Below are 21,037 nucleotides of genomic sequence, written 5' to 3'. Positions count from 1 at the left end.
CTTATTAATCCAGTTTTGAAATACGTTCGAGCATTTCGGCTCCGAACGCGATATACGCCTGCGCACCCTTGGATGCAGGATCGAACACCACGCCAGGAATACCGTAAGACGGTGCTTCGGCCAGGCGGACATTGCGCGGAATGACGGTTTTGAAGACCTTGTCGCCGAAATGCTGTTCGAGCTGCTCCGAAACTTGCTGCGATAAGGTCATGCGTGGGTCAAACATCACCCGTAACAAACCGACGATCTTGAGATCGGGATTGAGATTGGCTGATACTTTCTTAATCGTGTTGGCTAAATCAGACAATCCTTCGAGCGCATAGTATTCGCACTGCATAGGGATAATCACGCCATGGGCGGCGCACAAGCCATTGAGCGTCAACATCGACAAAGCGGGCGGGCAATCGATCAGAATAAAATCGTAATCGCCCGCCACGGCCGCCAAGGCATCACGCAGACGCTTATCGCGGTTATCGAGCGCGACCATTTCGACTTCGGCACCGGCCAGCTCACGATTGGCTGGTAAGACATCGAAGCGCCCTGATTCCGAGCGCAAGCGCGCCGTGACCACATCCGACATACCGAGCAAGACTTCATACACCGAGCTGGTTAATTTGGATTTATTGATGCCGGCACCCATCGTGGCATTCCCTTGCGGGTCTAAATCGACCAGCAACACGCGTTGATTGAGTTTGGCCAAGCCAGCTGCCAGATTGACGGTAGTGGTGGTCTTGCCAACGCCACCTTTTTGATTTGCTACACAAAATATTTTTGCCATGGTGTTTCCGTGTGTGGGGGGCTTCAAACTGCAGTTCGCTGAACGAAAACCAAATGCCGCTCAGCATCAAGGCCCGGCACAGTCAAGGCGCGCACGCCGCTGACTTGCCAACCCTCGGGCAAAGCTTCGATTTCCTGCGCTGGAGCAACGCCCTTCATGGCGATGAGTTGGCCACCCGGTGCGAGCAAATGCCCGGACCAGTTAATAAAATTACATAATTCTGAAAAAGCCCGCGAAGTGATGACATCAAAGGCACCGGGCAGTGCCAGTTGTTCCACTCGCCCGGTATGTACGGTCACGTTGCTGAGGCCGAGTTCGGTCTTGGCTTGATTCAAAAAAGCCGTTTTTTTATGGACCGTGTCTATCATCGCCACCTGTATCTGTGGGTAAGCGATCGCCAGTATCATGCCCGGCAAGCCGCCGCCGGAACCGACGTCGAGTACTTTGTCGGCGCCGACAAAAGCCGGCACCGCCGACAAGGAATCGAGCACATGCGCACGCACCATATCGAGCGGTTTGCGGATCGATGTTAAATTATAAACAGCATTCCATTTTGACAATAATTCTAAATACGCCATCATTTTATCGATCTGGCCATCATCGAGTGCCAAACCGAGTTCGGTGATGCCGGCGGCCAGCAACTTGCGCAAGGCTTCGTGGTCGGGAAGGCTCATACAGATGCTCCGATGTCGGCGGCCACAGCCGCACTGGTGTCAGGGGCGGTGGCAAACTCTTTGAAACCGCGTTTTTTCAAATGCACCAGCAACAGCGAAATCGCAGCCGGCGTCACGCCGGAAATGCGCCCACACTGGCCCAAAGTTTCCGGTTGATGGACATTGAGTTTCTGCCGCACTTCCATCGACAAACCATTAACTTCGATATAGTCAAATGCCGCTGGCATTTTCAGATTTTCAAAATATGCGTGCCGCTCTACCTCTTTCGCCTGCCGTTCGATGTAACCGGCATACTTGACTTGAATTTCCACCTGTTCACGCACGGCCGGATCGATCACACCGGGAGCAGCCAGTGCCTGCCCTTCCACGCCTTGCAAGCTCATCAAACTCTCGTAAGTCACTTCAGGACGACGCAGCAAATCGGCCAAGGAGTATTCGCGTTCCAAAGCCTTGCCCACTACGCGCTCTGCTTCGGCTTGCGCGACGATGCGCGGGTTAACCCAGATCGAACGCAAACGCTCCATTTCGCGGGCCACGCTCTCACGTTTTTCTTCAAACAATTTCCACTGCAGGTCACCGACACAACCGAGTTCGCGGCCAATTTCAGTCAAACGCATATCGGCATTATCTTCGCGCAAGCTCAAGCGGAATTCAGCGCGGCTGGTAAACATCCGATACGGCTCTTGCACACCCTTAGTAATGAGATCGTCGACCAAGACGCCGAGATAAGCTTCATCGCGGCGTGGAGTCCAAGCCGCACGGCCTTGGGTTTGCAATGCCGCATTCAAGCCAGCCAACATACCCTGCGCCGCCGCCTCTTCGTAACCGGTGGTACCGTTGATTTGTCCGGCAAAGAACAAGCCTTCGATCTGGCGCGTTTCCAAAGACAATTTCAAACCACGTGGATCAAAATAATCGTATTCGATTGCATAGCCAGGACGCAGGATAAACGCCTGCTCCATCCCACGCATGGAGCGCACCAAGTTCAGCTGCACATCAAATGGCAAACTGGTCGAGATACCGTTGGGGTAATACTCATTCGTCGTCAAGCCTTCGGGCTCGAGGAAAATTTGATGCGAATCCTTACCGGCGAAGCGATGAATCTTATCTTCTATCGATGGGCAATAGCGCGGCCCTACCCCTTCGATCACGCCGGTATACATCGGGCTGCGGTCGAGACCGGCGCGAATAATATCGTGGGTGCGTTCGTTGGTATGGGTGATCCAGCACGGTACTTGGCGCGGATGCATGGCCGCATTACCAAGATAAGAAAACACCGGCACCGGAGCGAGATCGCCGGGCTGTTCCTGCATGACGGAAAAATTGATACTACGACCATCGATACGCGGTGGCGTACCGGTTTTCAAACGCCCCTGTGGTAAGGCCAATTCTTTCAAGCGCGCCGACAAAGACAAGGCTGGCGGGTCACCGGCACGACCGGCCGAATAACTGTTTAAGCCGACGTGGATCTTCCCATCGAGGAAAGTACCGGCCGTCAGCACGACGGCGCGAGCGCGAAAAGTAATGCCGGCTTGGGTAACGGCACCAACGACGCGATTATTCTCAACCAACAAATCATCAACTGCTTGCTGGAACAAGTACAGGTTAGGCTGATTTTCCAGCCGGCTGCGGATCGCTTGTTTATACAGTATACGGTCTGCTTGGGCACGGGTAGCGCGTACCGCCGGGCCTTTGGACGAGTTCAGTATACGGAACTGGATGCCGGCTTCATCGGTGGCAATCGCCATCGCGCCGCCCATGGCATCAAGCTCTTTCACCAGATGCCCCTTACCGATTCCACCTATCGATGGATTGCAAGACATCTGACCGAGGGTCTCTATATTATGGCTCAACAGCAGTGTGGACTGCCCCATGCGCGCCGAGGCCAGCGCCGCTTCGGTACCAGCATGACCACCACCGACCACAATTACATCAAATTCTTTAGGATAAAACATAGCTAGCTTCGACAAACGTTGACTCTGGAAGCCCCGATTATAGTTGGTTTTCACTGCCGCGCTACGGCACAGTGTCGATTAAACTGGAATCAAGCGCGGCGAATGCACAAAAAAACATGGCGATGTTTCACGTGAAACATCGCCATCATCCTGCATATCGGTATTTTCAGCACGCCGAGCTGATTGTTTCACGTGAAACAATCAGCGTAAAAAACCATCGTAACTGGTTTTACAAATCAAGGCGACCACCACAAACAGGAAGATTTTACGCACAAAGCCAGTACCATGTTTAATTGCCATCTTAGTACCAAGCAGCGAACCACAGATACCACATGCCGCCATCACTGCGCCGATCTGCCATAAGATATGACCACTGAAGCCAAACCAAATCAAAGCAGCAACATTGCAAGCCACGTTCAATACTTTGGCGATGGCTGAAGCACGTAAGAAGTCATAGCCGAACACACGGACAAACAAAAACATGAAGAAGCTACCGGTGCCGGGGCCGAAGAAGCCATCATAGAAACCAATCGCGGCCCCGACCAACATTGCCAAGGCAGTCTCGGTCGAACCGGAAAATGGCGGCGCATCGACCGCCCCGAAATCCTTTTTCTTGAAGGTATACACAGCCACGGCAAACAAGACGAACGGCAGTGCCTTGCGTAACTGTTCGGGCGATACATGCGTGACCAAGTAGGCCCCGGCGAAAGAAAAAATAAACGACATCAAGGCCGCCGGCAATACCATGGCCCAGCGCAACTGCACGCGCTTGACGTAATTACGCGCGGCCACCGTGGTACCCCAGACACCGGCGAATTTACTCGTTCCAATCAAGGTAGCCGGTGCGGTGCCCGGCATCATTGAAAACAAGGCCGGCACTTGTACCAAGCCACCACCACCGACGATGGCATCGACAAAGCCGGCGAAGAAGGCTGCGCCTCCCAGTACCATCATATTGATCATGAAATTTTTTAACCTTATTCTCAAAGCAGCCGATTTCTGGCAAGCTAATCAGAATATCAAGTTTGCGCGATGTCAGGTAGCACACAAGTAATGAACTTTAACCAGAACAGAGAGCCATACGATGAATAATTTCGAATTTCAAACCGTCCCTCGTCTCATCAACAAAACTGGCGCCGCTCGCGAACTCGGCAACACCATCGTGGCCCACTTCCCGGCCTGCAAACATGTGCTCATCGTCACCGATGCCGGCTTCCTCGGCACCGGTCTGGTCAGCGCAGTCCAAACGAATATCGAGGCACAGGGCTTACGGGTCAGCCTGTACACCGAGGTGCTGGCCGATCCCCCGGAAGCGGTCGTGCTTGATGCGGCGGCACGCGCACGTGCCCTCTCGGTCGACTTGGTCGTCGGGCTAGGCGGCGGCAGCTCCATGGATGTAGCCAAGCTGATCGCCGTGCTGGCCGGCGGCACCCAGCCGCTGGCAGACATGTATGGCATAGGCAAAGTCAGCGGTGCGCGCCTGCCCTTGATACAAATCCCAACCACCGCCGGTACCGGCTCCGAAGTCACGCCGATTGCCATCGTCACCACCGGTGCCACCAGCAAAATGGGCGTGGTCGCACCGCAGCTGTATGCTGACCTCGCCATTCTCGATGCTGAACTTAGTGTCGGCTTGCCGCCGGCGGTCAGTGCAGCCACCGGCATTGATGCCATGGTGCATGCGATCGAAGCCTATACCACGCGGCATAAAAAGAACCCGCTCTCCGATATGCTGGCGCGCGCCGCGTTGAAATTATTGTGGAACAATATCGAGCAAGTCTGCAGCAATGGCCAGAACTTGGCAGCACGCCAAGCCATGCTGCTCGGTGCCATGCTGGCCGGCCAAGCGTTTGCGAATGCCCCCTGTGCCGCCGTCCATGCCCTCGCCTATCCGCTGGGCGGCATCTTCCACGTGCCGCATGGTTTATCGAATGCCCTGGTGTTACCGCATGTATTACGCTTCAATACCGAGCAAGCGTCCCAGCAGTATGCCGAGCTGGCCGAGATCATTGCACCGGACGCTACTGGCAGTGCCGAAGCGCGCAGCAATGCCCTCATCAGCGCCTTCGAAGAACTGGCGCTGCGCACCGCCATTCCTACTCGTTTGCGCCAAGTCGGCGTGACCGAGGGCGAGCTCGATCGCTTGGCATCCGATGCGATGTTACAAACCCGCTTACTGACGAATAACCCGCGCGAAGTCAGCTTAGCCGATGCGCGTGCGATTTACGCGGCGGCTTGGTAAGGGGCTGCTACAAAATTAAAATTATTATTTTAAAAGCAATATTCACGACAAAAAAAAAGCCCCGCTGCCAACTCTGGCAACGGGGCTTTTTTTCAGCGCAACAAATTCACAGTGCTTTCGCAGTGACTTTCTTTTGCCACCAAGCTTGTAACTCGCCGACCAAACCACGTCGGAAAGCCAATACACAAACGATGAAAATCAAACCGGTGACGATGGTGACCGAATCACCCAAGCTGCGGAACCATTCTATGCCCGAGACATTGGCCAGCAATTCGCCGAAATCACCGAGCTTGTTTTCCAAGGCGATGATCAAGATGGCACCGACGATCGGCCCGACCAAGGTTCCCAAACCACCAACCAAGGTCATCAACACCACCAAGCCAGACATGGTCCAGTGCACATCGGTCAGCGTTTCAAAACCGAGCACCAAGGACTTGGTGGCACCGGCGAGGCCAGCCAAAGCAGCCGACAACACAAAGGCCAGCAATTTGTATTTGTCGACATCGTAACCGAGCGAGATCGCGCGTGCTTCGTTCTCCTTGATGGCTTTCAAGACTTGCCCGAACGGTGAATGCACAGTTCTGACGATCAAAGCAAAACCGGCACAGGCAATCGCCAACACCGCATAATACAAATGCAAATCAGAAGCCAAATCGAGACTGCCGAACAGCTTGCCACGTGCGACGCCCTGCAAGCCATCTTCCCCACCGGTGAACTTCGCTTGCAGTATGATGAAATACAACATCTGCGCTAAGGCCAAAGTGATCATGGTGAAATAAATACCTTGTCGCCGTATCGCCAACAAACCCATCAGCAAACCGATCACCGCGGCCGCCCCGACACCGAGTGCCAAGCCGGCTTCGGTGGGCAAACCGGCATCACGAATCGCCCACCCGGCCACATAGCCGGCGGTGCCGAAAAATGCGGCATGACCGAACGACAGCAAACCGGTGAAACCGATCAGCAGATTAAAGGCGCAGGCGAATAAGGCGAAGCACAACAGCTTCATCAAAAACACCGGATACACGAAAGCCGGTGCCGCCAACAAGGCCAGCAGCAGCACCGCAGTGGCGATTTTTTTGAGCATGGGAGATCCGTTCATTTTTCTTTTCCAAACAAGCCAGCTGGCCGTATCATGAGCACAATCGCCATCACGATGAACACCACCGTGGCCGACAATTCCGGATAAAACACACGCGTCAATCCTTCGATTACGCCCAAGCCCAAACCGGTCAAGATCGAACCCAGTATCGAGCCCATGCCACCGATCACTACCACCGCAAACACCGTAATGATCAGATTCGAACCCATCAGCGGCGAGACTTGAATCACCGGTGCTGCCAACACCCCGGCAAAGGCCGCCAAGGCGACACCGAAACCATACGTCAGCGTCACCATCAAGGGCACGTTAACGCCGAAAGCTTCGACCAATTTAGGATTTTCCGTGCCGGCGCGCAGATAAGCACCGAGTTTGGTCTTTTCAATCACGAACCAAGTCGCGAAACATACCGTCAAAGAGGCGATAACGACCCAGGCGCGATAATTTGGCAAGATCATGAAGCCGAGGTCGGTGGCACCGGCCAAGGCTGCAGGGACCGAATACGGCTGTCCTGAGACCCCGTACACCGAGCGGAACACGCCCTCGAGCAGTAAAGTAATACCGAAGGTCAGCAATAGCCCATACAAATGATCGAGCTGGTACAACCAGCGCAGCATGGTTTTCTCGATCACGATACCGATCGCCCCAACGGCCAACGGTGCTACAACCAACATCACCCAATAACTGATACCGAAGTACTCCATGCCCATCCAGGCGAAAAACGCGCCCATCATGTACAAGGCGCCGTGGGCAAAATTAATCACGTTGAGCAGTCCGAAAATCACCGCCAACCCCAAAGACAGCATCGCGTAAAACGAGCCATTGACCAAGCCCAGCAAGAGCTGACTCAGCATCGCCTGAAGCGGAATACCAAATATTTCCATGGCACGCTTAAAAAAAAGTCGGCAATCAGCCCGACAGAATTAAAAAAAAGACGCGCCCATAAACAGAGCGCGCCGGTGATCAATCAGCTTATTTCCACAACGCGCATTTGGATTCAGCCTTCGTGGTAAACGCTTGTTCACCAGGAATCACTTGCGCCACCTTGTAGTAATCCCACGGCTCTTTCGATTCCGTTTGCGCTTTGACTTGCATCAGATACATATCATGAATCATGCTGCCATCGGCCCGCACATAACCATTCTTGACATACATGTCGTTGAATTTCATGCTGCGTAATTTCGCCATGACTTTTTCGCTGTCGTCACTGCCGGCGGCTTTGACAGCATTGAGATACTGCAGCGTTGCCGAGTAATCGGCGGCTTGCAAACTCGATGGCATCTTCTTCATTTTTTCAAAATAACGACGCGCCCAAGTGCGTGACTCCGGCGTGGCATTCCAATACCAGCTGTCGGTCAAATACATGCCATTGGTCAGGTTCAAACCGAGCGAATGGATATCATTGATAAACATCAGCAAGCCAGCCAATTTCATCGTCTTGGTCACGCCGAATTCATTGGCGGCCTTGATCGCATTGATGGTATCGCCACCGGCATTCGCCAAACCGAGAATCTGCGCTTTCGATGCCTGTGCTTGCAACAAGAAGGAAGAAAAATCGGAGGCCGACAAAGGATGTTTGACCGCGCCGCTGACGGTGCCACCATTGGCTTTCACCACCCGTGCCGTATCGCTCTCAAGGGCCGCACCGAAGGCATAATCGGCCGTCAGAAAATACCAACTCTTCCCACCCTGCTTGACCACGGCCGAGCCAGTACCCTTGGCCAGCGCCACGGTATCGTAGGCATAGTGAATCGTGTATGGTGTGCATTCTTCATTGGTCAACACGGCGGTACCGGCACCGATCGAGATATAAGGCTTTTTCTTTTCTGCGGCCACTTTGGCCATCGACAAACCGGTACCCGAATTGGTGCCGCCGATGAGCAGATCGACGCCATCGCGATCAAACCATTCGCGCGCGCGACTGGCGGCGATATCGGCTTTATTCTGGTGATCAGCGCTGACGAATTCGATTTTCTTACCGAGTACCGTGCCACCGAAATCGGCAATCGCCATCTTGATCGCTTCAACCCCGCCTTTGCCATCGATATCCGAGTACACGCCCGACAAATCGCTGATAAAGCCGATCTTCACTACATCGCCCGACACTTGTGCAGCCGCCGGTGCGGCAGAAAAGGCCGCGGCAAGCGCCAAACTGATTAGCTTCAATGTATTCTTCATCTTTCATCTCCTGTCATTATTATTGAAATTGCCCGTTATAAAGCACGGGCGACTGAAACTGAATTACACGCCCAACAACTGATTCAATACCGGCATTTTTTCCGGCAACTGTGCCGCCGTAAAACTCTCGACAATCTGACCATGTTCCATCACATAAAAATGATCGGCCAAAGGTGCGGCGAAACGGAAATTCTGTTCCACCATCACGATGGTGTAGCCACTCGCTTTGAGTGTCAGAATCATCCGCGCCAAGGCTTGCACGATAACCGGTGCCAAGCCTTCGGAAATCTCATCGAGTAACAATAGTCGCGCACCGGTACGCAAGATGCGCGCAACCGCCAGCATTTGCTGCTCGCCACCCGACAAACGCGTGCCTTGGCTATGCTTACGCTCGGCCAAGTTAGGGAACATGGCATAAATATCGGCAATCGCCATGCCCGCGGTTTCACGTGAAACCATCGGTGGCAATAAAAGATTTTCTTCGGTCGACAAGGAAGAAAAAATACCGCGCTCTTCCGGACAATAACCGACGCCAAGATGGGCAATTTTATGCGTGGCCAGCGTGATCGCTTCGACCCCGTTAATCTTGATCGAACCGGCGCGCGCACCGGTCAAGCCCATGATGGCACGCATGGTCGTGGTACGACCGGCACCGTTACGACCTAGAATGGTAACGACCTCGCCAGGCTGTACCGACAGATTCACATCATGCAAAATATGTGACTCGCCATACCAAGCTTGTAAGTGAGTAATTTCCAGTGCTGGAATGCGCGCTGACTTCATGCGTGTGCTCCTTCCAATTCCGCACTGCTGCTACCCATATACGCTTCCATCACCAAGGGATTGGCCGAGACTTCGGCATAACTGCCCTCGGCCAGCATGGCACCACGCTGTAGTACCGAAATGCGGTCGCAGATGCCGGACACCACACTCATATTATGTTCCACCATCAAAATAGTGCGACCGGCCGCGACCTTGCGTATCAATTCAGTCACGCGATGGACATCTTCATGTCCCATGCCTTGGGTCGGTTCGTCGAGCAACATCATTTCCGGTTCCATCGCCAAGGTCGTGGCGATTTCCAGCGCACGCTTGCGACCATACGGTAAATCCACCGTCAGCGTCGTCGCAAACGCGGCCAAATCTACTTGTTCGAGCAAGTCCATGGCACGCTCGTTCAAGCGCGACAAGCTGGCAGCACTCTTCCAAAAATGAAACGAGCTACCCAGTGTGCGCTGTAAACCGATACGCACATTTTCGAGCACACTTAAGTGCGGAAACACTGCCGAAATTTGAAACGAACGAATGATGCCTTGGCGTGCAATTTGTGCCGGTTTAGCCGCCGTGATATCGAGACCATTGAATAAAATCTGACCCGAACTCGGTACCAGAAATTTCGTCAGCAAATTGAAGCAAGTTGTTTTGCCAGCACCATTCGGGCCGATCAAGGCGTGAATATGACCACGCTGAACTTGCAGGTTAACTTCATTAACCGCGGTGAAGCCCTTGAACTGTTTGCTCAAGCGCTTAGTCTCCAGGATGACTTGGGTCATCTGATCTCCTTGTGTTGCCTTGTTTCGAACATGACAATCCCGCTGTACGTGCAGCGGGCATAATTATTATTTTGCACTCATCACTGAACAAAATCTAAGACAACATAGCACAGCGACGAGTGATAGTACCCAGCAAATGAAAGCAACAACAATACGGTATAACTACTATAGCGCGCGCGCCGCCCCAATTGGCCGCGCCGCGAGCATTAACATGGCCGCTTTTTCCGCGATCATGATGGTTGGTGAATTGGTATTACCGGAGGTAATCGTCGGCATGATCGAGGCATCGGCAACCCGCAAACCAGCCACACCAATTACGCGCAACTGGCTGTCCACCACGGCCATCGCATCATCGCTGCGCCCCATCTTACAGGTGCCAACCGGATGAAAAATCGTCGTGCCGATATCGCCGGCGGCATTGGCTAATTCTGCTTCGGTGCGAAATTGTGCGCCCGGCTTCATCTCTTGCGGCGCATATTTTTGCAGCGCCGGTGCGGCCACAATCTGCCGCGTCAGCGTCAAGGAAGCGGCCGCGATGCGCCGATCTTCCGCTGTGCTCAAATAATTGGGGGCAATCGCCGGTGCCTGCGCCGCATCGGGACTGAGGATGCGTACCTGGCCGCGCGAACTCGGACGCAGATTGCACACGCTGGCGGTAAACGCCGGAAAATCATGCAAAGGATCGCCGAATTTATCGAGCGATAAAGGCTGCACATGGTATTCCAAATTAGCCGTCGCCTGACTCGCATCCGAGCGCGTAAACGCCCCTAGCTGCGACGGTGCCATCGACATCGGCCCACTCTGACGCAGCGCATATTCGAGGCCGATACGGGCCTTGCCGAGCCAACTGTTGGCCATCTTATTCAAGGTCGGTGCACCACTGATTTTAAATGAAGAACGAATCTGTAAATGGTCTTGCAAATTCGCCCCGACACCAGCCAAAGCATGGACGACCGGCACGCCGGCTTGCTGCAACTGCGCCGGCGCACCGATACCTGACAATTGCAGAATCGCCGGCGAACCGATGGCACCGGCCGCCAGCACTGTTTCGACCATCGCCTCAGCAAACCAATGACGGCCGCCGCCGATGAATTCCACGCCGCTGCAGCGCTGGCCGTCGCCAGTGCTGCTGATACATAATTTCTGCACCTGGCAACCGGTCATGATGGTCAAGTTATCGCGCGCTGCCGCTGGGCGTAAAAAAGCTTTGGCAGTATTCCAGCGAATGCCGCGTTTTTGATTGACATCGAAATAGCCGCAACCTTCGTTATCACCGCGATTGAAATCATCGCTGTTAGGAATCCCGACCTGCGCCGCGGCGGCGCGAAAGGCATCGAGAATTTCCCACGACAAACGTTGTTTTTCCACACGCCACTCGCCACCGCGACCGTGAAATTCCCCATCTTGGCCGTGATGGTCTTCGCTTTTTTTAAATAAGGGTAAGACCTGATCCCAGCGCCAACTGTCGTCGCCACTCAAAGCCGCCCATTCATCGTAATCGCGCGCCTGACCACGCATGTAAATCATGCCATTGATCGATGAGCTGCCGCCGAGGACTTTCCCACGTGGATAAATCAAACTGCGACCGTTCAAACCCGCTTCCGCTTCGGTGCGATACATCCAATCGGTACGCGGATTATTAATGCAATACAAATAGCCGACCGGGATATGAATCCACAGATAGTCATCTTTGCCGCCGGCTTCGATGAGCAGCACACGCCGCGTCGGATCGGCCGACAGGCGGTTGGCCAGCACACAACCGGCGCTGCCGGCACCGACCACGATGTAATCAAATTGACCTGCTGATTCCATATTTTTTTCCTGTTAACAAGTTAATGGATCGTCGCAAGCGACGATGGAAAAGACTCTGGAAGGGGTTTGCATCCCCTCCCATCGCGTCGCTCCTTCGTCGCTCACCGGCCTGAAGGCCGGGGTTTCAAACCCTAGTCAGATTTTTGATGAAAGCGGGTTTTATAATTAAGTAATCGAACCCGGAAACGCTTCAGAGTCCGGCTTCCGCCACCAGCAGCGCGAGCAGCTGTGCGGCCGGCATGGCACGCGCCCGCGCCACCCCCTGTCCGGCCCACAGCGACATCAGTTCGGTATCACCAAGTTTGGCGGCCGCACTGCGTAAGCCGGCCGTCAAGGCATTTTGTACCGGGTAAGCCGGTACCTGCGCGGCGACTGCTTCCATGGCTTGCATAAAGCGGTTGTCGAGCCCACGCGCCAGCCGTCCGGTAATCGCTCGGGTTTGACGCGTGCAGTCGGTGGTGGCGCTGAGTAAGCGTTGTTGGTAGGCCGGATCAATCCCACACTCGGGCGTCACCAGAAACGCCGTGCCCATTTGTACCGCTGCGGCACCGGCAGCCAGTGCGGCAGCGATGTCGTGACCATCCATGATATTGCCGGCGACAATCGCCGGCACACGCAACTGTGGCAAACACAAGGCCAGCAATTCCATAGTGCTGAAATGGACATCTTCCTGCGGGCCGATAAACGTGCCTCTGTGGCCGCCAGCTTCACCACCCGACAGACACACCGCATCCACCCCCAGCGCTTGCCAGGCCAGCGCCTCAGACGGCTGCGTGGCAGTGCCAACGACGGCGATGCCAGCGGCCTGCAAGCGTGTCACTTGGGCTTGACTGAGAATGTCAAAAGTAAAACTGGCCAGCGCCGGCGCCGCATCGATCAGGGCCTCAAACTGGGCGGCAAAATCTTCACACCAACGCGCCGGTCGCGGCAAACCATCCCAGCCCAGCGCCGACCAAACGGGCTTAAGCCATTGCTCGGCTTGCTGCAATTCGAGCTCACTCGGCGTCGGCGTTTGCTGCACAAATAAATTGATGGCAAATGGCCGCGCCGTAAGTGCGCGAATCTGCCGCACTTGCTCACCGATGGCAGCCGGTGCCAACATGCCGGCCGCCAGCGAACCGAGCCCACCGGCATTGCTGACGGCCGCCACCAATTGTGGAGTCGAAGCGCCACCGGCCATCGGCCCCTGAATGATGGGATAAGTCAGCAAACGCGACAGCATCATTTACTTCGCTACCGGCATGGTGAATTCGGCGCCCTTGCTTATACTGTCAGGCCAGCGTTGCATGATCGATTTGTAGCGGGTATAAAAACGTATGCCTTCTTCCCCGTAAGCATGCACATCACCGAACAAGGAACGTTTCCAGCCACCAAACGAATGCCAGGCCATCGGCACTGGAATCGGCACATTGATGCCGACCATACCGACTTGCACGCGGCGCGAAAATTCGCGTGCCGTGTTGCCATCCGAAGTAAACAAGGCCACGCCATTACCGAATTCGTGACGATTAATCAGCGCCACTGCGGCAGCAAAATCGGGGACCCGCACGATGCACAAGACCGGACCGAAAATCTCTTCGCGATGGATTTTCATTCCTTCAACTACCTGATCAAACAGCGTGCCGCCGAGGAAAAAACCGGCCTCATGGCCGGGCACCGAAAAGCCGCGTCCATCAACCAACAACTGCGCGCCTTCGAGCACGCCATCCGCGATATACGCTTCAATTTTAGCCTTGTGCGCAGCCGTCACCACCGGCCCCATATCAGCATCGGCTTCCATACCGTTTTTAATCGTCAGTGCCCGCACGCGCGGCACCAAGGCCGTCACCAGTGCATCGGCCACATCGCCGACGGCGACGGCCACCGAAATCGCCATACAACGTTCGCCGGCCGAGCCATACGCCGCGCCCATCAGGGCATCGACCGCTTGTTCCAAATTCGCGTCCGGCATCACCACCAAATGATTCTTCGCCCCACCCAAAGCCTGTACGCGCTTACCCAAACGTGTGCCTTCGCTGTAAATGTATTCGGCAATCGGTGTCGAGCCGACGAAAGAAATAGCCGCCACATCCGGATGCTGCAACAAGCCGTCAACCGCCACTTTATCGCCCTGCAAAACCCCGAATACGCCATCTGGCAACCCGGCTTGTTTGAGCAAGTCTGCGATCAGTAAAGCACAAGAAGGATCGCGCTCCGACGGTTTCAAGATGAAGCAATTACCGGTAGCAATGGCCAACGGTGCCATCCACATCGGCACCATGAAAGGAAAATTGAAAGGCGTGATACCAGCGGTAATCCCGAGCGGTTGGCGCAGATTATAGTTATCGATGCCGCCGCCGATGTTGTCGGAAAATTGGGTTTTCAACAGTTGCGGCATCCCGCAAGCGAATTCGACGATCTCGATACCACGGGTCACCTCACCCATGGCATCGGACAATACCTTGCCATGTTCGCGGGTAATCAAGGTGGCCAGTTCAACATGATGCCGGTCCAACAATTCCTTAAATTTAAACATCACGCGCGCACGCTTGAGCGGCGCAGTCTCAGCCCAAGCCGGTGCGGCGGCTTTGGCCGCTGCCACGGCGGCATCGACGGCCGCCAAATCGGCCAACACAACTTGTGCCACCACGGCACCGGTAGCTGGGTTGAAAACGTCTTGCAAACGGCCCGAAGTCGACGGCGTGACCTGACCATTGAAAAAATGCTGAAGTAAAGTGGACATGGCGAAAACTTTCTGAAGAAGAAAAAATATCGACTCCAGAATAAATCACTCTGCACACATGATCCAATGAGTTATTATCAATAGCAATATAAGCTTTACTTATAATAAGCAAGACATCAAACCACCGCGACAGAACAAACAAGACATGGACTTCAGCCACTTACGCGCCTTTGTCATGGTCGCTCGCCTCGGGAATCTGACGCGGGCAGCCGAACAGCTGCACCTGACCCAGCCGGCAGTCAGCCTGCAAATCAAAGCCTTGCAAGCCCAGTTGGGCTTGCAATTATTCAGCCGTAGTGCCACCGGTATGACGCTCAGTAATAATGGTGCCAAGTTATTGCCGTATGCGGAACGCATCTTGTCAGGCCTGGCGGAAATGTCGCAAGCAGCACTGGCCATGCACTCGACCTTACAGGGCGAACTGGCGATCGGTACCATACTCGATCCCGAATTCACCCGTCTCGGCGTGTTTTTGAAACGTTTGGTAGAAACTTATCCACAGGTAGCGACGCGCTTACAACAAGCCATGTCCGGCACGGTGTTACAACAAATTCGCGCCGGCAGCCTCGATGTCGGTTTTTATCTCGGCCCCCTGCCCGACGATGGCAAAACCGCTTGTCACAGCATCGAGCTGACCGCCTTCACCTACCGCGTCGTCGCTCCGCGCGGTTGGCAACAGCGCGTTGCCGGCCAAAGCTGGGCCAGCCTGGCCGCCTTACCGTGGATTTGGACGCCGCCGGAATCGGCCCATCATCGCTTGCTCGGAAAAATCTTTGCCAGCCACAATATCGTGCCCAATAAAGTCGCCTTGGTCGACCAAGAACCCTCGATGCTCGACTTGGTCAAGTCCGGCGTTGGCTTAAGCCTGATTCGCGATGCCATCGCCATCCGCGAAGCCCATGCGCACGGCCTGGTGATCGCTGACAGCGTCAGTGTGACAACACAATTACGTTTTATTTGTCAGGAAAAGCGCAAAAATGAAGCCATGATTGCAGCAAGTTTTGAATTGATCAGTCAATCCTGGCGCTAATCATCTAAAATCTATTCAAACTCGCATTAACGACCCCACAAACATTGATACCTCGCTCATCATGAACCCACTACTGACACACGAGGCCAGCAACTGATGGCCCGCACAACCAAAGCCAGCAATGCCGTTCAAAGGCTCAAAGAGCGCGCCACCAATGGCACCTATAGCATGGTCAGTCAGGCCGATGGCCGCTTTTACCTGAGCTTATCGAGCGCCGCTGCTGCCCCACAAACCTGTTGCGCACCGATGGAAATCGACGAATTTGTCCGTTTCGTCAATGGGGTAGAAAAAGGCCCGGCAAAAAAACTCAGCAAGCTCGACGTCGCATTCGAGAAAAAGCTGGCGATCTCCAGAAATCAAACCTAAGGACACCGTGCCATGAGCGCTCTTCTCAAATTCTGTTTTATTCTCTTCGGCCTCATCGGCCTGTACAGCCTCAGCTCGGCACAAATGCAAAGTGACGCCGCCGTGCTTAACAACAGCATGCAAAAAATCGATGTGCAAGTCGGTAGCGGTGCCGAAGTCAAAACCGGCAACACCGTCGTCGTCCACTACACCGGTTGGTTATATGATCCGCTGGCCGTGCGTGAACATGGCGCAAAATTCGACAGCTCGGTCGGTGGCCCACCCTTCACTTTTCAAGTTGGTGCAAGTCGCGTTATTAAGGGCTGGGATCTGGGCTTAGTCGGCATGCGCGTCGGTGGCAAACGCACACTCATCATCCCACCCGAACTGGCCTACGGTCGGCGCGGCTCAGGGATGCAAATCGGGCCAAATGCCGAACTGGTATTCGATATTGAACTGATCGGTATCAAATAAGCGCTGGAGAAGCGCAGAAAAATGCCCCTTCAGACCACTTCAGAGCGCTGCTGCCGGCGTGAATCGCAAGGCTGCGCCGAGCCGATTCCACTGATTAATGGTGGAGATAGAAACACTCAAATACACCAGTTCGCTTGGGCTGAAATGTTCCAGCGTGGCGGCATACAAAGCATCATCGGGCGCGCCTTCACTGATGCGACACAAAGCTTCGGTCCAAGCCAACGCGGCGCGCTCGCGTGCGCTATAGACGCCAGCCTCGCGCCAGCTTGCGGCAAGATCGATCTTGGCCGTGGCAACACCGATCTTGCGGGCTAAATTGATATGAAATTGCAGACAAAATGCGCAAGCATTGATTTGCGAGGCGCGAATTTTAAGCAATTCGGTCAAACTTTTTTCCAAGCCCGAAGCATCGACCGCCTTGCCTTGCGCAGCCAAAGCCGCATAGGCGTCTGGTGCCAGACGGATAAATTCTTCGTAACTGATACGGGCAGTGGTGGGCATAGCTATTCCTGAAATTCAGCGTAACAGTTCGGTGTCCATCTGCTCAGATGAAAAGTATTCAAATGAATAAACGGCGTAAAAAAAACATGATATCGCCACAACCATGGCAAAGCTACCGATGAAAAACACCGGTTTCAGGCCTTCCGAGAAAATATACGCATGCCACGCATAAAGACTCGACATCACCACCACGGTCAAAGCTAAATTCATCATTTGCCGCGACCGACGTAAGATCGCGATGGCGATTAACAACATGAGCAAAACAGAAAAACCGAAACTGATCAATCCTGACATACGCTGGCCTCCCCATCAATGTGCAAGCTGAAGTGAATCATACACTTGTCACAAATTAACATAAAAACATGGGTAATTGACCACTAACACTGTTTTTTGTTGGTGATTGGCGCGGGCAATCCGCCAGCCTGCGGTTTTTTCGTTAAAATACTCTTATCCCACCCGGGCAGCCGCACGTGCCTGCTGTATTTTTCGCGCGCGCTCTGCCCCACTTCCAAGCTATCCGAAAATGAAACTCAAGTTTGTACTGCTGCTGCTTCCTTTGTTGTCCAACTTGGCTGGCGCTGCGACAGCTGCGGCAGCCGCGCCCGCCGTTGCCGCCACGGCCGAAGTATTTGTCGTCATGCCCGAAGACGGTGCCAAGCCGGCCTCCGGGATTGTCATCGATACGCCGAAAATGCCGATGGAAAAAAAAATCGTCCATGACAGCGGGCCGATACGCGTTTGGTCTGGCCCAGTACCGCTGTCAGGCGTGATGTTTTTTATTGTCGCCTCGATGCCGGTGCTGGCATCATTGTATTTTGCCTTTCAATTGTTTCTGTTCATCCAAGCACGCCGTCGCCGTCTCTCAACTCAGCATCAGCGCGAGCAATAAGCCAAAGCCTTTGGTTTTTTGCTGAAAGCGGCCATTGCCGCCGAAGCGACACTGTTCATCAAAACTTCACGCTCCGGTCACCGGCTTGTCACGTGCACGTCCTAGAGTCGTCGATATCGCTTATCGGAGACCACCATGTCAAGCAAAGCATTGATAGACAGCGCCGTATTCAATTCCAGCACACCGGCCCGGTTTGCCGACAAATTGTTCAGCCACTGCTTCAGTCGGCTGGTGTATGCCCAAATCTGGGAAGATCCGCAATCCGATCTCGACGCCCTGCAGCTCAAACCAGGGGCTACTATCCTCACCATCGCCTCGGGCGGTTGCAATGCCTTGGCGTATTTGTCGGCCCAGCCGGCGGCGGTGCATGCGGTCGATCTCAATGCCGCCCACCTCGCCATGCTCAACATGAAACAGCAAGCGATCAAGCATTTGCCCGATTACGATGCCGTGTTGGCCTACCTCGGCGCCGCCAATCACAGCGATAATCTGAAACGTTATGAGCGCCACATCCGCCGCCATCTGAGTCCGGCCGCCAGCAGCTTTTGGGAAAGTCGCGGCTTGAATGGCAAACAGCGCTACCATTATTTTTCTAACGATGCCTATCACCACGGTCTGCTTGGGCGCTTCATCGGCTTCGCCCACCTGTTTGTGCGCCTGATGGGTGGCAATTTGGCGAAACTTCTCGAAGCACGCAATCCACAACAGCAGCAGGCCTTGTTTGAACAATATGTTGCCCCCGTTTTCGATACGGCACTGGTGAAATGGTTGGCACGCCAACCAATCGCGCTCTACAGCTTGGGCATTCCACCGGCCCAATTTGCCGCGCTCAAAGATGAAGCAGCCCAAGGCTTGCATCAATTATTCAAACAAAGAATGCGGCAATTGGCCTGCGCCTTTCCGATAGAAGAAAATTGCTTCGCCCAGCAAGCTTTCGGACGCCGCTATAATATTGAGCATCAAGCAGCCTTGCCTATGTATTTACAAAAGCGCCATTTCACCAGCTTACGTACCAGTGCCGACCGTTTGCATGCGCATCACAACAGCCTCACCGGCTTTTTGGAGCAGCAAGCCGATGCCTCAGTCGATGCGTATTTATTCCTTGATGCGCAAGACTGGATGGATGGCCCACAACTGTGCGCGTTGTGGCGTGAAGTTACACGCACTGCGACAGCCGGGGCCAAAGTCTTGTTCCGTACCGGTGGCAGTGTTTCACCGTTAGAACACAAACTGAGCCCACAACTGTTATCGGCTTGGCATACCGATCCAGCCCATAACCTGCGCTTGCATGCCACCGACCGAGCAGCGATTTACGGCGGCATGCATCTCTATACCAAAGTCTGATCGCCGACCACACCGTGACCGTGCCCAATCAGTCGCGCCTGCTGGCCGATACGCTGTGGCTGTTGACGGCGCGTTCCCGTGGTGGCAACCACTGGGTCAGCAATGTTCACTCGCGCATAGAAACCGTAGCCATCGGCGGCTGCCACTATCCCTCGAGTCTGTTGCAAGCCAGCGAGGCCGGCGAAAGCTACGTTGCCAGTCCGCGCTCAACCTGGCTGCGCTATGCGCGCGAAGAAGCAATCCGCCACTGGCCCGCCGCCGGTTTGCTCAAACATGTATGCAGCATGTTGTTTGCTCCCTTATCGCTGCTGTTGCACGGCGCAGGCCTTGACCGTGCGGTCATCATTGCCAATCAACTGATCTCGACCAATCTGTATCCGCGCTGGCAAGGATCTGATCTCAGCGCCATGAGCAAGCAATTGTGTAATACCCACCCAGACCGGCCGCTGATGTTGCGAAATATTTGTCCGCAAGTCGACCCGCAATTATTTGCGCATCTCAATGAGCAAGGCTGGATATTGATACCAACGCGCATGGTGTATCTGTGCGACCCGGCGCACGAGCACGTCAGCAAACACAATCACGTTAAAAAAGATGCCCGCTTGTTGGCCGATGGTCAGGTCAGCGTAGTCAGTCATGAACAATTACAAGTGCAGGATTTACTCCCTCTGCGTGACTTATTCCGGCAATTATTCATCACCAAACATTCGCCACTCAATCCCGATTTCAGTCCGGAATTCTTCCAGTTATGCCTGGAGACCGGCTTTCTCGAATTGCATGGCTTACGCTGGCAAGGCCGTTGGGTCGGGGTTTTGGGTCTGTATGCCCATGCAGACAGCGGCTGGTTGACCACGCCCTTGATCGGTTATGACACCAGCTTGCCACAGGAATTAGGCTTATATCGACGTTTGATGGCCTTGCTGCTGGCCCAAGCCAAGCAGCGCCGTCTGCGTTTGCATTACAGTTCCGGTGCCGCACAGTTCAAACGTGCGCGTGGCGGCGTGCCGGCATTGGAATACAGCGCCGTCTATGAACAACACTTACCGCAAGGGCAAAAGCGCTATCTGCAACTGTTTGCCAAAACTCTACAACGCTGCGCTCCGCCTGTTTTACGCCGCGCCGACCAGCTTTAACTCACTTCCCAAGCACTGAAAACGCGCCAATCAAGCAGAAAATCCCTGTGGATAAACCCCGACTTATCCCTAGGATAAATTGGGGAAAACCGGCCTGATTACGACACGGCATTTTGTTATCCCAAAACTGTCATCATTTCATACAGAGCTTATCCGAACAGATATACAGTGACTAAGTCTTTGTTTCTGTGGATAAAACAAGACTTATCCACAAAATATCGCGCCGTTAACTACTATTACTATATATATATAAACTAATTACTATAAGTAAACCTGTCTCTTATACACATCTGACGCTGCCGACGAAT

The 21,037-nt window shown here is 54.2% G+C and carries 21 protein-coding genes; 7 read left to right on the top strand and 14 right to left on the bottom strand.

Features of this window, described 5'->3' with window-relative positions:
- Positions 1-4: 4 nt before the first annotated feature.
- The 4 genes from QN359_RS11155 to QN359_RS11140 all read right to left on the bottom strand — a co-directional run bounded on the left by QN359_RS11155 (position 5) and on the right by QN359_RS11140 (position 4,370).
- Positions 5-778, bottom strand: coding sequence for a ParA family protein (locus QN359_RS11155; protein ID WP_322250259.1), 774 nt, complete (start codon positions 776-778; stop codon positions 5-7).
- A 23-nt stretch (positions 779-801) separates the two neighbouring features.
- Positions 802-1,452, bottom strand: a complete 651-nt coding sequence (rsmG, locus tag QN359_RS11150) for a 16S rRNA (guanine(527)-N(7))-methyltransferase RsmG (protein WP_322250260.1) — start codon at positions 1,450-1,452, stop codon at positions 802-804.
- Positions 1,449-3,407: a tRNA uridine-5-carboxymethylaminomethyl(34) synthesis enzyme MnmG gene (gene mnmG / locus QN359_RS11145; RefSeq protein WP_322250261.1), complete on the bottom strand. Its 1,959-nt coding sequence runs from the start codon at positions 3,405-3,407 to the stop codon at positions 1,449-1,451. The genes rsmG and mnmG overlap by 4 nt, the downstream gene beginning before the upstream one ends.
- Before the next feature lie 201 nt (positions 3,408-3,608).
- Entirely contained in the window at positions 3,609-4,370 is a 762-nt protein-coding gene (locus QN359_RS11140) for a sulfite exporter TauE/SafE family protein (protein WP_322250262.1), read from the bottom strand.
- 121 nt (positions 4,371-4,491) lie between these two features.
- Here QN359_RS11140 and QN359_RS11135 point away from each other — a divergent pair, with 121 nt between their 5' ends.
- Positions 4,492-5,649, top strand: coding sequence for an iron-containing alcohol dehydrogenase (locus QN359_RS11135; protein ID WP_322250263.1), 1,158 nt, complete (start codon positions 4,492-4,494; stop codon positions 5,647-5,649).
- A 106-nt stretch (positions 5,650-5,755) separates the two neighbouring features.
- Here the strand turns inward: QN359_RS11135 and QN359_RS11130 are convergent, their stop codons facing one another.
- From QN359_RS11130 to QN359_RS11095, 8 genes are all read right to left on the bottom strand, one after another.
- Positions 5,756-6,736, bottom strand: coding sequence for a branched-chain amino acid ABC transporter permease (locus QN359_RS11130; RefSeq protein ID WP_322250264.1), 981 nt, complete (start codon positions 6,734-6,736; stop codon positions 5,756-5,758).
- Between the two features lie 11 nt (positions 6,737-6,747).
- Positions 6,748-7,632, bottom strand: a complete 885-nt coding sequence (locus QN359_RS11125; RefSeq protein ID WP_322250265.1) for a branched-chain amino acid ABC transporter permease — start codon at positions 7,630-7,632, stop codon at positions 6,748-6,750.
- An 88-nt stretch (positions 7,633-7,720) separates the two neighbouring features.
- Complete coding sequence (locus QN359_RS11120) at positions 7,721-8,926, bottom strand: ABC transporter substrate-binding protein (protein ID WP_322250266.1); 1,206 nt, start codon at positions 8,924-8,926, stop codon at positions 7,721-7,723.
- Positions 8,927-8,989: 63 nt separating this feature from the next.
- Complete coding sequence (locus QN359_RS11115; protein WP_322250267.1) at positions 8,990-9,709, bottom strand: ABC transporter ATP-binding protein; 720 nt, start codon at positions 9,707-9,709, stop codon at positions 8,990-8,992.
- A complete protein-coding gene (locus tag QN359_RS11110) occupies positions 9,706-10,479 on the bottom strand; it encodes an ABC transporter ATP-binding protein (RefSeq protein WP_322250268.1) in 774 nt (257 codons plus the stop codon). The genes QN359_RS11115 and QN359_RS11110 overlap by 4 nt, the downstream gene beginning before the upstream one ends.
- 165 nt (positions 10,480-10,644) lie before the next feature.
- Complete coding sequence (locus QN359_RS11105) at positions 10,645-12,291, bottom strand: GMC family oxidoreductase (protein ID WP_322250269.1); 1,647 nt, start codon at positions 12,289-12,291, stop codon at positions 10,645-10,647.
- A gap of 190 nt (positions 12,292-12,481) precedes the next feature.
- Positions 12,482-13,516 carry a nitronate monooxygenase gene (locus QN359_RS11100; protein ID WP_322250270.1) on the bottom strand — a complete coding sequence of 345 codons (1,035 nt, stop codon included), beginning with the start codon at positions 13,514-13,516 and terminating at the stop codon, positions 12,482-12,484.
- Complete coding sequence (locus QN359_RS11095) at positions 13,517-15,013, bottom strand: CoA-acylating methylmalonate-semialdehyde dehydrogenase (protein WP_322250271.1); 1,497 nt, start codon at positions 15,011-15,013, stop codon at positions 13,517-13,519.
- A 145-nt stretch (positions 15,014-15,158) separates the two neighbouring features.
- Between QN359_RS11095 and QN359_RS11090 the strand changes: the two genes are divergently transcribed.
- The 3 genes from QN359_RS11090 to QN359_RS11080 all read left to right on the top strand — a co-directional run bounded on the left by QN359_RS11090 (position 15,159) and on the right by QN359_RS11080 (position 16,862).
- Positions 15,159-16,043 carry a LysR family transcriptional regulator gene (locus QN359_RS11090; RefSeq protein WP_322250272.1) on the top strand — a complete coding sequence of 295 codons (885 nt, stop codon included), beginning with the start codon at positions 15,159-15,161 and terminating at the stop codon, positions 16,041-16,043.
- Between the two features lie 96 nt (positions 16,044-16,139).
- Entirely contained in the window at positions 16,140-16,409 is a 270-nt protein-coding gene (locus tag QN359_RS11085; RefSeq protein ID WP_322250273.1) for a hypothetical protein, read from the top strand.
- Between the two features lie 12 nt (positions 16,410-16,421).
- Positions 16,422-16,862: an FKBP-type peptidyl-prolyl cis-trans isomerase gene (locus tag QN359_RS11080; protein ID WP_322250274.1), complete on the top strand. Its 441-nt coding sequence runs from the start codon at positions 16,422-16,424 to the stop codon at positions 16,860-16,862.
- 39 nt (positions 16,863-16,901) lie between these two features.
- On the opposite strand, the gene QN359_RS11075 is transcribed toward QN359_RS11080, so the two are convergent.
- Both QN359_RS11075 and QN359_RS11070 read right to left on the bottom strand, forming a co-directional pair.
- Positions 16,902-17,363, bottom strand: a complete 462-nt coding sequence (locus QN359_RS11075; protein ID WP_322250275.1) for a carboxymuconolactone decarboxylase family protein — start codon at positions 17,361-17,363, stop codon at positions 16,902-16,904.
- 15 nt (positions 17,364-17,378) lie between these two features.
- On the bottom strand, positions 17,379-17,618 hold the full coding sequence (locus QN359_RS11070; protein ID WP_323493578.1) for a hypothetical protein: 240 nt from the start codon (positions 17,616-17,618) through the stop codon (positions 17,379-17,381).
- A gap of 268 nt (positions 17,619-17,886) precedes the next feature.
- On the opposite strand from QN359_RS11070, the gene QN359_RS11065 reads away from it, so the two are divergent.
- From QN359_RS11065 to QN359_RS11055, 3 genes are all read left to right on the top strand, one after another.
- On the top strand, positions 17,887-18,252 hold the full coding sequence (locus tag QN359_RS11065; RefSeq protein WP_322250277.1) for a hypothetical protein: 366 nt from the start codon (positions 17,887-17,889) through the stop codon (positions 18,250-18,252).
- Between the two features lie 135 nt (positions 18,253-18,387).
- Positions 18,388-19,596 carry a DUF3419 family protein gene (locus tag QN359_RS11060; RefSeq protein WP_322250278.1) on the top strand — a complete coding sequence of 403 codons (1,209 nt, stop codon included), beginning with the start codon at positions 18,388-18,390 and terminating at the stop codon, positions 19,594-19,596.
- A gap of 14 nt (positions 19,597-19,610) precedes the next feature.
- Entirely contained in the window at positions 19,611-20,729 is a 1,119-nt protein-coding gene (locus tag QN359_RS11055; protein ID WP_323493186.1) for a GNAT family N-acetyltransferase, read from the top strand.
- Positions 20,730-21,037: the final 308 nt, after the last annotated feature.

It is taken from the genome of Undibacterium sp. 5I2 (genome assembly GCF_035019605.1).
Lineage (GTDB): Bacteria > Pseudomonadota > Gammaproteobacteria > Burkholderiales > Burkholderiaceae_D > Undibacterium.
Note: the sequence above shows the minus strand (reverse complement) of the source record. Positions and strands in the feature narration are given on the sequence as shown.

Excerpts from the sequence above, each read along its gene's own strand:
- QN359_RS11085 (WP_322250273.1), top strand. The coding sequence starts at position 16,140 with ATGGCCCGCACAACCAAAGCCAGCAATGCCGTTCAAAGGCTCAAAGAG.
- rsmG (WP_322250260.1), bottom strand. The coding sequence starts at position 1,452 with ATGAGCCTTCCCGACCACGAAGCCTTGCGCAAGTTGCTGGCCGCCGGC.
- QN359_RS11100 (WP_322250270.1), bottom strand. The coding sequence starts at position 13,516 with ATGATGCTGTCGCGTTTGCTGACTTATCCCATCATTCAGGGGCCGATG.
- QN359_RS11105 (WP_322250269.1), bottom strand. The coding sequence starts at position 12,291 with ATGGAATCAGCAGGTCAATTTGATTACATCGTGGTCGGTGCCGGCAGC.
- QN359_RS11090 (WP_322250272.1), top strand. The coding sequence starts at position 15,159 with ATGGACTTCAGCCACTTACGCGCCTTTGTCATGGTCGCTCGCCTCGGG.
- QN359_RS11070 (WP_323493578.1), bottom strand. The coding sequence starts at position 17,618 with ATGTTGTTAATCGCCATCGCGATCTTACGTCGGTCGCGGCAAATGATG.
- QN359_RS11095 (WP_322250271.1), bottom strand. The coding sequence starts at position 15,013 with ATGTCCACTTTACTTCAGCATTTTTTCAATGGTCAGGTCACGCCGTCG.
- QN359_RS11115 (WP_322250267.1), bottom strand. The coding sequence starts at position 9,709 with ATGAAGTCAGCGCGCATTCCAGCACTGGAAATTACTCACTTACAAGCT.
- QN359_RS11075 (WP_322250275.1), bottom strand. The coding sequence starts at position 17,363 with ATGCCCACCACTGCCCGTATCAGTTACGAAGAATTTATCCGTCTGGCA.
- QN359_RS11065 (WP_322250277.1), top strand. The coding sequence starts at position 17,887 with ATGAAACTCAAGTTTGTACTGCTGCTGCTTCCTTTGTTGTCCAACTTG.
- QN359_RS11110 (WP_322250268.1), bottom strand. The coding sequence starts at position 10,479 with ATGACCCAAGTCATCCTGGAGACTAAGCGCTTGAGCAAACAGTTCAAG.
- QN359_RS11130 (WP_322250264.1), bottom strand. The coding sequence starts at position 6,736 with ATGCTCAAAAAAATCGCCACTGCGGTGCTGCTGCTGGCCTTGTTGGCG.
- QN359_RS11155 (WP_322250259.1), bottom strand. The coding sequence starts at position 778 with ATGGCAAAAATATTTTGTGTAGCAAATCAAAAAGGTGGCGTTGGCAAG.
- QN359_RS11080 (WP_322250274.1), top strand. The coding sequence starts at position 16,422 with ATGAGCGCTCTTCTCAAATTCTGTTTTATTCTCTTCGGCCTCATCGGC.
- mnmG (WP_322250261.1), bottom strand. The coding sequence starts at position 3,407 with ATGTTTTATCCTAAAGAATTTGATGTAATTGTGGTCGGTGGTGGTCAT.
- QN359_RS11140 (WP_322250262.1), bottom strand. The coding sequence starts at position 4,370 with ATGATCAATATGATGGTACTGGGAGGCGCAGCCTTCTTCGCCGGCTTT.
- QN359_RS11125 (WP_322250265.1), bottom strand. The coding sequence starts at position 7,632 with ATGGAAATATTTGGTATTCCGCTTCAGGCGATGCTGAGTCAGCTCTTG.
- QN359_RS11135 (WP_322250263.1), top strand. The coding sequence starts at position 4,492 with ATGAATAATTTCGAATTTCAAACCGTCCCTCGTCTCATCAACAAAACT.
- QN359_RS11120 (WP_322250266.1), bottom strand. The coding sequence starts at position 8,926 with ATGAAGAATACATTGAAGCTAATCAGTTTGGCGCTTGCCGCGGCCTTT.
- QN359_RS11060 (WP_322250278.1), top strand. The coding sequence starts at position 18,388 with ATGTCAAGCAAAGCATTGATAGACAGCGCCGTATTCAATTCCAGCACA.